We start from the raw sequence: 12,162 nt of genomic DNA on the forward strand, positions 1-12,162 counted from the left end.
TTCGCCCCCACCAGGAGACCTCGCATGCCCCGACCGTTCACCACCGAGGACTACCGCGCCCGCCTCGACCGGGCGACCGCGGCCGCCACCGCCGCCGGACTCGCCGGCCTGGTCGTCGCCCCCGGTCCCGACCTCGTCTACCTGACCGGCTACCAGCCCACCGCGATCACCGAACGCCTGACGGCCCTCGTCCTCACCGCCGGACGCGAGCCGGCCCTGGTCGTCCCGGCCCTGGAGCGCCCCGACGCCGAGAAGGCGGCCGGCGCCCCGGCCGTCCGGCTGCTCGACTGGACGGACGGCCAGGACCCGTACGCCGCCGCCGTCCCGCTGCTCGACGGGGCCGGCCGGTACGGCGTCTCCGACAACGCCTGGGCGATGCACCTGCTCGGCCTCCAGGCCGCCCTGCCCGGTACGGGCTGGACCTCGCTCACCGAGACCCTGCCGATGCTGCGCGCCGTCAAGGGACCGGACGAGCTGGAGCGCCTCGCCGCGGCCGGCGGCGCCGCCGACGCCGCCTACCGGGGCATCCTGGAGGTGGACTTCGCCGGGCGCCGGGAGACCGACGTCGCCGCCGACCTCAGCGCGCTGCTCATCCAGTACGGGCACAGCCAGGTCGACTTCACCGTGGTCGGCTCCGGTCCCAACGGCGCCAACCCGCACCACGAGGCCGGCGACCGGGTCATCGAACCGGGCGACACCGTCGTGCTGGACTTCGGCGGCCTCAAGGACGGCTACGGCTCCGACACCACCCGGACGGTGCACGTCGGCACCGACGTCCCGGACGAGGTGCGGAAGGTGCACGACGTCGTCCGGGAGGCGCAGCAGACCGCCTTCGAGGCCGTCCGGCCCGGGGTGAGCTGCCAGGAGATCGACCGGACCGCCCGCCGGGTGATCACCGCGGCCGGGTACGGCGAGTACTTCATCCACCGCACCGGCCACGGCATCGGGATCACCACGCACGAGCCGCCGTACCTGGTCGAGGGCGAGGAGCAGCCGCTCGTCCCGGGCATGTGCTTCTCGATCGAGCCGGGCGTCTACCTGCCGGGCCGGTTCGGGGTGCGGATCGAGGACATCGTGACCGTCACCGAGCAGGGCGGGCGGCGCTTCAACAACACTCCGCACGAGCTGGGCACCGTGTCCTGACCACCCCGCCCCGGGTCCGGAGGCGACGGGCCCGGGGACAGCGGGCCTGGGGCGGGGCGGGTCCGGCGGCGACGGGCCCGGAGCGCCGTTCCGCCGCACGGGGCATTTCTGAGGTGTTCCTGGAAGGGCGGCCGTTCGCACCGAGAGTTCTCCAAGAATGCCTTGCTAGCTTCGACCGGCATGACCAGAATGCTCCGTCCGGCACCGCCGACCCCTCCAGCGGGCGCAGGGCGGCTGCGTCCGGCGACCGGCTCCCGGAACGGCGCGCGCCCCGGCGCCCTGTCCCGGCTCCGCCTGCTGGCGTGGCCGCTCTACCTGCTCGCCCTGCTCTGGTACGTGCGCGCCTACGGGCTGCCGTACTCCAACGACGTGGTGTTCCTCTGGTTGATCGGAGCCCTGCTGGCGGCAGGCGTGCACAGCGGCCACGGCCCGCGCGGCTTCCTCCTCGTACTGCGCGACTGGGTGCCGGTGATGGCCGTCGTCTGGACGTACTCGCTGCTGCGCGGCTACGGCGCGCGCACCCCGTGGGGGCCGTACCTGTGGCCGCAGCAACGGGCGGACGAACTGATCGGACTGGGTGAGACCCTGACCGTCCGGCTCCAGCACGGGCTCTACACGCCCGGCTCGCCGCAGTGGTACGACTACGCGGCGGTCGCCGTCTACATGTCGCACTTCTTCCTGGTCTTCGTCGTGCTCGCGGTGCTCTGGCGCCGCCGCCACGACCGGTTCCGGCACCTGCTCACCTGCTACCTGGGGCTGACCTTCGCCGGCTTCGCGACGTACATCCTGTACCCGGCCGTCCCGCCGTGGCTGGCCTCCCAGGAGGGCCACCTGCCGGCGCTGACCCGGGTGGTGTCGGACGTGCTGACGGAGAGCGGGCTGCCCCGGGCCGGGTCGATCTTCGAGAACGGCAGCCGGTTCGCCAACGACGTCGCCGCGATGCCCTCGCTGCACTCGGCGTACCCGGCGATGCTGCTGTTCTTCTTCTGGCCGACGGCCTCCCGCCCGCTGCGGGCGCTGCTGGTCGCGTACCCGCTCGCGATGACGTTCACCCTGGTGTACGGCGCGGAGCACTTCATCGTGGACGTGTTCGTCGGCTGGGCGTACGCGGCGGCGGTGGTGTTCGGGGTGCGGTGGCTGCGGACGCGGCGGCGGGCCAGGTCGCTCGCCGCGAGCCGGGCGGCGGTCCGGGCGGCGGTCCCGGCCGCGGGCGCCCCGGCCGCCGGAGCACCCGCCGGCCCCGGCAGACTGGACGGGTGACCGAGAAGCCCACCGCCCCGGAGAAGCCCGCGCGCCCGTCGAAGCCGACCGCGGAACAGCTGCTCGCCGCCCGCGACACCACCATCGAGGACGTCGCCGCCCCCGGCCTGCGGGTGCTGTTCTGCGGCATCAACCCCGGCCTCTGGTCCGGCGCCACCGGCTACCACTTCGCCCGCCCGGGGAACCGGTTCTGGCCCGCGCTGCACCGTTCCGGCTTCACCCCGGAGCAGTTCCGCCCGGACGAGCAGCACCGGCTGCCCGCCCTCGGCCTCGGCATCACCAACGTCGCCCCGCGCGCCACCGCCAAGGCGGACGAGCTCACCGCCGAGGAGCTGCGCGAGGGCGGCGCCGCGCTCACCGCCCGGGTGCTGCGGCTGGAGCCTCAGGTCCTGGCCGTGCTCGGCATCGGCGCGTACCGGACGGCCTTCGGGCGGCGGGCCGCGGTGGTCGGGCGGCAGGAGGAGTCGATCGGCGGGACCGAGGTCTGGGTGCTGCCCAATCCCAGCGGCCTCAACGCGCACTACACCCTGGACGCGCTGGCGGCGGAGTTCGCGAGGCTGCGCGAGGCCGTCGCGGCCCGCTGAGTCCGTTCGCCCCGCGGGGTCCCGCCCGTCCTCACGCCGCGGCCGGACCGTCCGGCAGGGTGAGGCCGCGCAGCTCCCGGATCAGCGCCCGCACCGCCGCCGTGCCCGCCAGCTCCGGCGTCGTCACGTACCCGACGTGCCGGGTCGGCGGGTGCGGCCCGAGGCTGGTGACGGCCAGCCCGGCCGGGGCGCCGAGCAGCGCGGTCCGGGGCATGATCGCCATCCCCAGCCCCTGGGACACCAGCGAGACGGCCACCGTGTCGTCCTCGACGTCGATGGTGGCGGGCGGGATCCAGTCCTGCCGGTCCCACCAGTCCCGGGTGTACGAGCCGCAGTTCTCGTCCCAGTCGACCAGCGGCAGGCCGCGCGGCGCCGGGTGACCCGCCGGGTGCGCCAGCGCGTACTCCTCCTCGAAGAGCCGGACGGAGACCAGCCCGGGCACCGGCGGCGGCGCGCTCGCGTCGAGGGTGGCGAGCCCGAGGTCGGCGCGGCCGTCCGCGACCTCGCCGGCCGTACCGCGCCCGATCTCGCGGACGATCCGGACCTGCGGGGTGAGCCCCGGGTGGCGGGCGGTGAGCCGGGCCAGTACGGGCGGCAGCAGGTGGGCGGCGACGCTGCGGAAGGCGGCGATCCGCAGCGTCCCGGTGACCGCCGCGGCCTGGTCGCCGGCGCCGGCGGCACGCACCTCCGGACCCATCGCCGCCAGCAGCCGCAGGACCCGGCGGGCGTACGCGACGGCCCGGGCGCCCGCCTCGGTGGGTCGAGCGCCGTGGCGCCCCCGGTCGAAGAGCACCGCGCCGAGCTTCCGCTCGCAGCTACGGACGGCGTGCGAGACGGCGGACTGGCTCGTCCCCAGGCGCGCGGCCGCCGCCGTGAACCCCTTCTCCTCCTCGACCGCGACCAGGACGCGCAGCTCGTGCGGGGCGAGGTCCGGGGCCGGCTCCCCCGTGCCGCCCGCCCGTTCGCTCCTCACCCGCACCACCCGTCGTCCACCAGCGCCACCTTCCCGTGCCGCCGAACCTACCTCCCCGCCGCCCCGTCCATCGATTCCGCTCATGGAACCGGCCCACCCATCACCGCCGCCCCCTGCCCACGCCCGCGCCGGCTCCCTACGGTGATCATCACCGCCCCACCGATCCCGGAGCCCACCGTGTCCCGACCCACCGCCCGCGTCGTCCACCTCGTCTCCCGCCCCACCGGCGCCCCGACCGCCGAGAACTTCGCCTTCCTCGACGAGACCGTCCGCCCGCTCGCCGACGGCGAGGCACTGGTCGAGAACACCCACCAGTCGGTCGACCCGTACATGCGCGAGGAGATGGACGAGACCGGCAGCTGGCAGCTGCACGCCCCGCTGGAGGGCCGCGCCCTCGGCCGGGTGGTCGAGTCCCGGGCGCCGTCCCTCCCCGTCGGCACGCTGGTCCACCACCGCCGGGCCTGGCGCACCCACTCGGTGGTCGGCGCCGCCGAGACGACGGTCCTGCCGGACTTCGTAGGGGTCCCGCTCAGCGCGCACCTCGGCATCCTCGGCGGCACCGGCCTCTCCGCCTGGGTCGGCCTGACCCGGGTCGCCCGCCTCCAGCCGGGTGAGACGCTCTTCGTCTCGGCCGCCGCCGGCGGGGTCGGCACGGCGGCCGGCCGGATCGCCCGCCTGCTCGGCGCCGGACGGATCGTCGGCAGCGCCGGCTCCGCCGCCAAGGTGGAGCACCTCACCGGGGAGCTCGGCTTCGACGCCGCCTTCGACTACCACGACGCCCCGATCGCCGACCGCCTCCGCGAGGCCGCCCCCGACGGCCTGCACGTCTACCTCGACAACGTCGGCGGCGACCACCTCGAAGCCGCCATCGGCGCCCTGCGCGACCGCGGCCGGATCGCCTGGTGCGGGGCGGTCGCGCAGTACGACCGCCTCCAGGACCCGCCGGCCGCCCCCCGCAACCTCTTCGACGTGGTCGGCAAGAGCCTGCGGCTGGAGGGGTTCCTGGTCCGCGACCACCTCGACGCCCGCCCCGAGCTGTACGACTTCCTCGTCCCGCACCTGCGCTCCGGCGCGATCGCCCCCGACGAGACGGTGGTCGAGGGCTTCGACCACGTCGTCGACGCCTTCCTCGGCATGCTCCGGGGAGCCAACACCGGCAAGATGATCGTCCGGCTCGCCGACGCCTGATCCGCCGACCGCCCGCCCCGCGCGCACGACCGGGCCGGCGGAGGCGGTGCCCCCGCCGACCCGGTCAACGCGCGTCGGCTACCGCGCGCCCCACGGCTCGTCGGTCGAGACGATCTCGCGGCCGAGCGGCATCAGCGAGACGGGGATCAGCTTGAGGTTCGCCCAGCCGAACGGAATGCCGATGATCGAGATGAACAGCGGGATGCTGGTGATCAGGTGCGCGAGGGCCAGCCACCAGCCGGCGAAGACCAGCCAGATCACGTTCCCCACGCAGGACGGCGCCCCGGCGTCCGGGTTCTCCACCGCCTTCCGCCCGAACGGCCAGAGGACGAAGCCGGCCAGCCGGAACGAGGCGATGCCGAAGGGAATGGTGATGATCAGCACGCAGCAGATGATTCCCGCGATCACGTAGCCGATCGCCATCCAGATACCGCAGAAGACCAACCAGAGGACGTTCAGGACGAAGCCGATCACCTTCATGGTTGGCACCCTCTCACGGACGACGGACAGCCCCTATGACCAGCCATTCCCGCCGGCGCCCGTGTCTACGCCGCCACGCACGGCGCTCCGCGCCGACCGGGACGTCCGGTCGGCGCGGAGCGGGGCGGGGGCCCGGCGGGTCAGCCCTCGATGCCGATGCCGGTGTCGGTGAAGCTGCCGGCGACGCCGTCCTCGCCGATGATCAGGAAGCCCTCGAAGTAGCTGGCGCCGTCGGGGCCGAAGTGGACGCTGGTGAAGTGCGCGGCACTGCCGTCGGGGCCGACCGCGAAGGCGCCCTTGTCGAAGTGGGCGACCGGCACGACGCCGGCCGCGTCGGCGGAGGCGACGGTGGCGCCGCAGACGGCGAGCGGGAGGACGACGGCGGCGGCGGCGAGGATGCGGTGCATGGTGCGCATGGAGAGGCCCTTTCGAGGCGTGGTTCTCGTTCCGGTGGGAACACCGGCTGTCACCATTTCCACACGTGCGCATACGAAGCGCTACCGCTGAAAGCCATCCGTGCGCACACGACCGTCGCGCTCCGCACCGGGTGCGGCTCCGCTACAGCGGGGTGACCGCCTTCAGGACGAGCAGCAGGGCCACCGCCGCGTTGAGCGCGGACAGGGCCGAGGCGGCGGTGCCGAGCGCCGCGACCAGGGCGGCGAGTCCGGCGGGGGTACGGGCGGGCGGCCAGTTGCGGGAGCTGGGGACGGGGCCGAGGAGGGCGGCGACCCGGCGGGGCACGGGCCCCGGGCCGGGCGCGGCGAACGCGGGGAAGGCCGCGTAGGCGGGGGCCCGGTGGGAGGCGAGGGCGGCCCGGGCGACCGCGCGGGCGGTGATGCGGCGGTCGCCGACGGCCTGGGCGGACTCCTCGTCCGCCCAGCGCTCCGCGCTGAAGGCGACGGCACGCTGGAGCGGGCGCAGGAACGGGTTGACGCAGCCGGCCAGCTGGGTGGCCAGCAGGTGGCGGTGGTGGCGGTGGGCGAGGTGGGCGCGTTCGTGGGCGAGCAGGGCGGCGCGCTCGTCGTCGGCGAGGCCGGCGAGCATGCCGGTGGAGACCACCACCCGCCCGGGCGACCGGCCGGAACCGGGCAGCGCGTAGGCGTACGGGGCGGGGTCGGGGAGCAGCGCGACGTCGGAGGCGCCGGGCAGGGCTCGGCCGAGGGCGCGCCGGGCACGGGCTCGGATCCGCAGGTGGCGGACGGTCGTCCGGGCGACGGCGAGGAGCACCGCCGCGAGGACGAGGAGCGCCGCCGTGCCGACCGTCTCGTGGTACGGCAGGGCCGCCCTGACCTCCGGGTCGGACCAGCTGTCGGGCAGCGGGTTGCCGGGGATCTGCGCGGTGCCGACCACGCCGATCAGGCCGAGGCAGAGCGTGCTGCACAGCGCCAGCACGATGCTGATCCCGGTCAGCAGGCGGGCGGCGCCGCGCGGGTGGAGGTGCTGCTCGGTGAGGCGGGCGATCGGCAGCGCCGTCAGCGGCAGGATGAGCGGGAGGAAGACGAAGACGCCCACGGTTCGGTTCTCGGGCTCAGCTCTGGCGGTCGGGCATCGACGTGGCCGACGGGGAGGGCAGGGGCGGGGACTGCGGCGGGTCGGCCGCGGAGGCGCTGTCGAGCAGCGTGCGCAGCAGTTCCTCGTCGTGCGGGAGCAGTGCGGTGACGAAGCTGGCGAGCACGGCGTCCCGGTCGGGCTCGCCGTCGAGGACCCGGCGCATCCGCAGGGCGGCGAGGCCGGCCGCGTCGGAGGCCGCCTGCCAGAGGTAGGAGCGGCCGGAGCGGGTCCGGGAGACGGCGTTCTTCGCGTGCAGCCGGGAGAGGATGGTCATCACGGTGGTGTACGCGAGGTCGCCGTCGAGGCGTTCCTGCACCCATCCGGCCGTGGCCGGGCCGGGCGCCTGCTGGAGCACGGCCAGCACCTGTGCCTCCAGCTCGCCCTGGCCGCGCCGCCGGGCCCGCGGGTCCCCGGCCACCGGGGTGTTGGTGTCCTCTGCCATGCCGGCCATCCTAACGAGCAGGTAAAGGGGCCCGGTGTCGGCGCTGGTCAGGGCCTCCGCCGGTCCGGTGGCGCGGGCGGCGGGCCGGACGGGCGGGGCCGGCGGACGGGCGGGGCGACCGGGAGGAGGCGCCCGCCGGAGGCCGACCGGCGGTGCGCGGCGCGGGTCACCCGAACAGGCGCGCCCGGTTGCCCGGCGCCGGGCGGGGGTGGACGGTCGAAGTCCGCACGCCCGTCCGGCACCTGCCCGGCCTCGGCGTCCGGCCCTGGAGGTACCCATGAGCAACACGTCGCCCCCTCCCGATCAGCCCTCTCCCGATCAGCCCCCTGCCGATCAGCCCGGAACCGACCGGCCCGGGGCGGACCCGCCCCGCACGGACAAGCCCCGCACGGACCAGCCCCCGCCCTGGCGCTCCCGCCTCGGCGCGCCGCCGCCCCCGGCCCACGGGTTCGCCGACTGGGCGCCCGGCCTCGTGGTGTTCGCCGGTGTCCTGATGCTCCTGAACGGCACCATGGAGGTGCTGCGGGGCATCATGGCCGTCCACGAGGACGACGTCTTCGTGAGTTCCGCCCGCTACGTCTTCCGGTTCGACCTGACCAGCTGGGGCTGGATCCACATCGTCGTCGGCGCGCTGGTCGCCGTGGTGGGCGCGTTCGTCCTCAAGGGCGCCGCCTGGGCCCGCTACGCCGGTGTCCTCCTCACCGTGGTGAGCGCCGCCGACAGCTTCCTGGCGATGCCGTACTACCCGTTCTGGTCGTTCGTCGTGATCGCGCTGGACGTCTTCATCATCTGGGCGCTCTGCGTGTACCGCCCCGAGGACGCCGCCCACTGATCCGAGGTTCCGGCCGGGCACCGTGCACCGGCGCCCGGCCGTGCGCCGGCCGCTGACCGCGGGCCGTCCGGGCCCGGGCCGGACACGGCGGGCCCGGGCGGCCCCGCCTCACGTCCGGGCCCGCTGGGTGACGGCGATGCAGAGCAGCACCGCCACCGCCGTCACCGGCGCCGCCGCCGGCAGCTCCTCGCCGAGCAGCAGCACCGACCAGACCAGCGTCAGCAGCGGCTGCGCCAGCTGGAGCTGACTCGCCCGCGGCACGCCGATCTCCGCCATCCCCCGGTACCAGAGCACGAACCCGCCGAACTGCGAGACCGCCGCCGTGTACGCCAGCCCGGTCACCGCCTTCGCCCCGAACGCGACCGGCTCCGCGGGCAGCGCCAGCGCCGTGATCAGCCCGGTGACCGGCAGTGCGGCGACCACCGCCCAGCCGATCACCTGCCAGCCGGGCAGTTCGCGGGAGATCCGCCCGCCCTCCGCGTACCCGGCGGCGCAGACCAGCAGCGCCGCGAACAGGTAGAGGTCGGCGACGCCCGGCCGCCCGTGGCTCTGCAGCAGCGTGAAGCCGAGCACCGCCGCGGCGCCGGCCAGTGCCGCGCCCCAGAACGCCCGGGACGGTCGGCCGCCCGCGCCGGTGCCCGCCCCGCCCGACCGGCCCGCCCGCAGCGCCGCGACCGTCGCGGTGGCCAGCGGCAGCACGCCGATGACCACCGCCGAGTGCGCGGTCGAGGAGGTCTGCAGCGCCAGTGTGGTGAGCAGCGGGAAGCCGAGCACGCAGCCCGCCGAGACCACCAGCAGACCCGGCCAGTGCCGGCGGGCGGGCAGCGGGACGCGGGCGGCCGCGAGGCAGAGCGCGGCGATCAGGCCGGCCAGCAGACCGCGCAGCCCGGTCGCCGTCCACGGGCCGAAGCCGGTCAGCGCCCAGGAGGTGGCGGGGAAGCTGAACGAGAAGGAGAGGACGCCGAGCGCCGCGAGCACGGTGCCGGCGGTGCCTCCGGCGAGGCCTGCGGCTGTTCCTCCGGCAATGCCTCCGGCGGGGACTCCGGCAGTGCCTCCGGCGGGGCCGGCACCGAGGGGGCCGGGGGCACCGGCGCGGATCGTGGGCTTCGCTGCTATCGCCGATGACCGGGTAGCGCTATCTTGTGCCTTCATGAACGAGCGTAGCAGTGTGGCCGAACTCGCCGACAGCCTGCGCCTGGAGGTGCAGCGCTACCCCGAGGGACGGAAGCTGCCGTCGAGCCGGGCCCTGATGGAGCGGCACCAGGTCAGCCCCGGCACGGTCTCACGGGCGATCGCCGTGCTGGCGGCGGAGGGCCTCGTGGTCTCCCGGCCCGGCGCCGGGGTCTTCCGGACCGCGGCGGCCGCCGCCACCGGTGGGGCCGCCCCGCCGCACGCCGCTCCGCACGCCCGCCCGGGCGACCTCTCCTGGCAGGAGGTCGCGCTGAGCGCCGACGCCGGCACCCGCGACGCCGGTGCCGGCGCCGCGCCGATGTTCGGCGTCCTGAACGTGCCGCCGCCCGACGTGCTCGACCTCAACGGCGGCTACCCGAACGCCTCGCTCCAGCCCGAGCGCCTGCTCGCCGCCGCACTCGCCCGGGCCGGGCGCCGGCCGGGCGCCTGGGACCGCCCGCCGGTGGACGGGCTCACCGAGCTGCGCTCCTGGTTCGCCCGGGACATCGGCGGCAGCGGCGGGCCGCTCGGGGCGGGCGACGTCCTGATCACGGCCGGCGGGCAGAGCGCGCTCACCATCGCCCTGCGCTCCCTGGCCGCCCCGGGCGCCCCCGTGCTGGTCGAGTCCCCGACCTACCCCGGCGCCGTCGCGGTGGCCCGCGCCGCCGGGCTGCGGCCGGTCCCCGTCCCGGTGGACGGGGACGGCGTGCGCACCGACCTGCTCGCGGCCGCCTTCGACGCCACCCGGGCCCGGGTCTTCTTCTGCCAGCCGCTGTTCCAGAACCCGACCGGCGCGGTGCTCTCCCCCGGCCGGCGCGCCGAGGTGCTGCGGATCGCCCGGACGGCCGGCGCCTTCGTCATCGAGGACGACTTCGCCCGCCGGCTGGTCCACGCCGACGCGCCCGCGCTGCCCCGCCCGCTGGCCGCCGACGACCCGGACGGCGTCGTGGTCCACCTCAGCTCGCTCACCAAGGCCACCTCGCCGAACCTGCGGATCGGCGCGCTCACCGCCCGCGGACCGGCACGGCAGCGGCTGCGCGCCACCCAGGTGGTGGACAGCTTCTTCGTGCCCCGGCCACTCCAGGAGGCCGCCCTGGAGCTGGTCTCCGACCCGGGCTGGGCCCGCCACCTGCGGACGCTCGGCGCCGAACTGCGGGACCGCCGGCGGGCCGCGGTGGCGGCGCTGCGCCACGAGCTGCCGGGCCTGCTGGGCGCGCACCGGCCCGGCGGGTACCACCTCTGGCTGCGGCTCCCGGACGGCACCGACGAGACGGTGCTCGCCGCGGCCGCCCTGCGGGCCGGGGTGCTGGTCACCCCGGGCCGCCCGTACCACCCGGCCGAGCCCCCGGCGCCGCACCTGCGCCTGAGCTACGCGGCCGCGGACAGCGCGGCCATGGTGACGGAGGGCGTCCGGCGGCTCCGGCGGGCGTACGAGGAGACGACCGGCTGAGCGCCCGGCCGGACGGAGCCGACCGGGGGCGGGACGGTCCGTCCGCCCGGGCGGGTGACGGCGGGCCCGGGCGGGGCGGGTCAGTCCCGGCGGCCGGCCATCCGCTCCAGACGGGCGATCCGCTCGGCCATCGGCGGGTGGGTGGAGAACAGCTTCGCCCCGGCCTCGCCCGGCCGGAACGGGCTGGCGATCATCATGTGGCTGGCGGTCTGGATCTGCGGCTCGGGCGGCAGCGGCAGCTGCCGGGTGCCGATGTCGAGCTTCCGCAGCGCGGAGGCCAGGGCGAGCGGGTCCCCGGTGATCCGGGCGCCGTCGGCGTCGGCCTGGTACTCGCGGGAGCGGCTCACGGCCAGTTGGATCAGCGAGGCCGCCAGCGGGCCGAGGATCATGATCGCGAGCACCCCGAACAGGCCCGGGCCGTCGTCGTCGTCGCTGCGCCCGAACGGGATCAGCCAGGCGAAGTTCACCAGGAACATCACCACCGAGGCGAGCGCCCCGGCCACCGAGGAGATCAGGATGTCCCGGTTGTAGACGTGGCTCAGCTCGTGCCCGAGGACGCCCCGCAGCTCGCGCTCGTCGAGCAGCTGCAGGATGCCGTCGGTGCAGCAGACCGCCGCGTTGCGCGGGTTGCGGCCGGTGGCGAAGGCGTTCGGGGCCGGGGTCGGCGAGATGTAGAGCCGGGGCATCGGCTGGCGGGCCGAGGTGGAGAGCTCCCGGACGATCCGGTACAGCCGCGGCGCCTCGATCTCGCTCACCGGGCGGGCCCGCATGGCCCGCAGCGCGAGTCTGTCGCTGTTCCAGTACGCGTACGCGTTGGTGCCGACGGCGACCACCAGGGCGATCACGAGGCCCGTGCGGCCGAAGAAGCCGCCGATCACGAGGATCAGCGCCGAGAGGCCGCCGAGCAGTGCGGCGGTCCTCAGTCCGTTGTGCCGGCGGTGCACGGCTGGCCCTCCAATGGCGCGTGGGGAAGCCCTTCCTGCCTCGTCCCTCTTGCCCGGTCAACGGGTGGGGCACGGGGCCTTGTTCCCTTGTGACCAGCGCGACACCCGACCGGAGGACCAGCTCAGGCGCGCCGGGGCTCCCGCA

13 protein-coding genes are annotated in these 12,162 nt (G+C 75.8%); 6 read left to right on the top strand and 7 right to left on the bottom strand.

Annotated features, from left to right (window positions below):
• The first annotated feature begins 24 nt into the window (after nucleotides 1–24).
• The 3 genes from OG550_RS15780 (at nucleotide 25) to mug (ending at nucleotide 2,987) form a co-directional block, all read left to right on the top strand.
• Nucleotides 25–1,143 (top strand): aminopeptidase P family protein, encoded by a 1,119-nt coding sequence (locus tag OG550_RS15780; protein WP_327678005.1) that lies wholly within the window; start codon nucleotides 25–27, stop codon nucleotides 1,141–1,143.
• A 180-nt stretch (nucleotides 1,144–1,323) separates the two neighbouring features.
• Nucleotides 1,324–2,403 carry a phosphatase PAP2 family protein gene (locus OG550_RS15785; protein WP_327678007.1) on the top strand — a complete coding sequence of 360 codons (1,080 nt, stop codon included), beginning with the start codon at nucleotides 1,324–1,326 and terminating at the stop codon, nucleotides 2,401–2,403.
• Complete coding sequence (gene mug / locus OG550_RS15790) at nucleotides 2,400–2,987, top strand: G/U mismatch-specific DNA glycosylase (RefSeq protein WP_327678009.1); 588 nt, start codon at nucleotides 2,400–2,402, stop codon at nucleotides 2,985–2,987. Before OG550_RS15785 ends, mug begins: the two co-directional genes overlap by 4 nt.
• 31 nt (nucleotides 2,988–3,018) lie before the next feature.
• Here the strand turns inward: mug and OG550_RS15795 are convergent, their stop codons facing one another.
• Complete coding sequence (locus OG550_RS15795) at nucleotides 3,019–3,960, bottom strand: LysR family transcriptional regulator (RefSeq protein WP_327678011.1); 942 nt, start codon at nucleotides 3,958–3,960, stop codon at nucleotides 3,019–3,021.
• 177 nt (nucleotides 3,961–4,137) lie between these two features.
• On the opposite strand from OG550_RS15795, the gene OG550_RS15800 reads away from it, so the two are divergent.
• Entirely contained in the window at nucleotides 4,138–5,148 is a 1,011-nt protein-coding gene (locus OG550_RS15800) for an NADP-dependent oxidoreductase (RefSeq protein ID WP_327678013.1), read from the top strand.
• Between the two features lie 78 nt (nucleotides 5,149–5,226).
• On the opposite strand, the gene OG550_RS15805 is transcribed toward OG550_RS15800, so the two are convergent.
• The 4 genes from OG550_RS15805 to OG550_RS15820 all read right to left on the bottom strand — a co-directional run bounded on the left by OG550_RS15805 (nucleotide 5,227) and on the right by OG550_RS15820 (nucleotide 7,621).
• On the bottom strand, nucleotides 5,227–5,628 hold the full coding sequence (locus tag OG550_RS15805; RefSeq protein ID WP_327678015.1) for a YccF domain-containing protein: 402 nt from the start codon (nucleotides 5,626–5,628) through the stop codon (nucleotides 5,227–5,229).
• A 140-nt stretch (nucleotides 5,629–5,768) separates the two neighbouring features.
• The gene (locus OG550_RS15810) at nucleotides 5,769–6,044 is read right to left on the bottom strand and encodes a hypothetical protein (RefSeq protein ID WP_327678017.1); all 276 of its coding nucleotides are present in this window, start codon (nucleotides 6,042–6,044) and stop codon (nucleotides 5,769–5,771) included.
• A 142-nt stretch (nucleotides 6,045–6,186) separates the two neighbouring features.
• Nucleotides 6,187–7,140: a M48 family metalloprotease gene (locus OG550_RS15815; protein WP_327678019.1), complete on the bottom strand. Its 954-nt coding sequence runs from the start codon at nucleotides 7,138–7,140 to the stop codon at nucleotides 6,187–6,189.
• A gap of 16 nt (nucleotides 7,141–7,156) precedes the next feature.
• Nucleotides 7,157–7,621 carry a BlaI/MecI/CopY family transcriptional regulator gene (locus OG550_RS15820; RefSeq protein WP_327678020.1) on the bottom strand — a complete coding sequence of 155 codons (465 nt, stop codon included), beginning with the start codon at nucleotides 7,619–7,621 and terminating at the stop codon, nucleotides 7,157–7,159.
• A gap of 277 nt (nucleotides 7,622–7,898) precedes the next feature.
• Between OG550_RS15820 and OG550_RS15825 the strand changes: the two genes are divergently transcribed.
• Entirely contained in the window at nucleotides 7,899–8,453 is a 555-nt protein-coding gene (locus OG550_RS15825; protein ID WP_327678022.1) for a DUF7144 family membrane protein, read from the top strand.
• A 108-nt stretch (nucleotides 8,454–8,561) separates the two neighbouring features.
• Here OG550_RS15825 and OG550_RS15830 read toward each other — a convergent pair whose 3' ends face one another.
• A complete protein-coding gene (locus OG550_RS15830; protein ID WP_327678024.1) occupies nucleotides 8,562–9,605 on the bottom strand; it encodes a DMT family transporter in 1,044 nt (347 codons plus the stop codon).
• Here OG550_RS15830 and OG550_RS15835 point away from each other — a divergent pair.
• The gene (locus OG550_RS15835; protein ID WP_327678026.1) at nucleotides 9,604–11,073 is read left to right on the top strand and encodes an aminotransferase-like domain-containing protein; all 1,470 of its coding nucleotides are present in this window, start codon (nucleotides 9,604–9,606) and stop codon (nucleotides 11,071–11,073) included. The two genes, OG550_RS15830 and OG550_RS15835, sit on opposite strands and share 2 nt — an antisense overlap.
• An 80-nt stretch (nucleotides 11,074–11,153) precedes the next feature.
• Here OG550_RS15835 and htpX read toward each other — a convergent pair whose 3' ends face one another.
• The gene (gene htpX / locus OG550_RS15840) at nucleotides 11,154–12,017 is read right to left on the bottom strand and encodes a zinc metalloprotease HtpX (protein WP_327678028.1); all 864 of its coding nucleotides are present in this window, start codon (nucleotides 12,015–12,017) and stop codon (nucleotides 11,154–11,156) included.
• Nucleotides 12,018–12,162 lie beyond the last annotated feature (145 nt).

This window comes from Kitasatospora sp. NBC_00458 (genome assembly GCF_036013975.1).
GTDB lineage: Bacteria > Actinomycetota > Actinomycetes > Streptomycetales > Streptomycetaceae > Kitasatospora.

Coding starts and splice junctions, on each gene's coding strand:
- OG550_RS15830 (WP_327678024.1), bottom strand. CDS start 9,605: ATGAAGGCACAAGATAGCGCTACCCGGTCATCGGCGATAGCAGCGAAG.
- OG550_RS15805 (WP_327678015.1), bottom strand. CDS start 5,628: ATGAAGGTGATCGGCTTCGTCCTGAACGTCCTCTGGTTGGTCTTCTGC.
- OG550_RS15820 (WP_327678020.1), bottom strand. CDS start 7,621: ATGGCAGAGGACACCAACACCCCGGTGGCCGGGGACCCGCGGGCCCGG.
- OG550_RS15825 (WP_327678022.1), top strand. CDS start 7,899: ATGAGCAACACGTCGCCCCCTCCCGATCAGCCCTCTCCCGATCAGCCC.
- OG550_RS15780 (WP_327678005.1), top strand. CDS start 25: ATGCCCCGACCGTTCACCACCGAGGACTACCGCGCCCGCCTCGACCGG.
- OG550_RS15835 (WP_327678026.1), top strand. CDS start 9,604: ATGAACGAGCGTAGCAGTGTGGCCGAACTCGCCGACAGCCTGCGCCTG.
- OG550_RS15785 (WP_327678007.1), top strand. CDS start 1,324: ATGACCAGAATGCTCCGTCCGGCACCGCCGACCCCTCCAGCGGGCGCA.
- OG550_RS15810 (WP_327678017.1), bottom strand. CDS start 6,044: ATGCGCACCATGCACCGCATCCTCGCCGCCGCCGCCGTCGTCCTCCCG.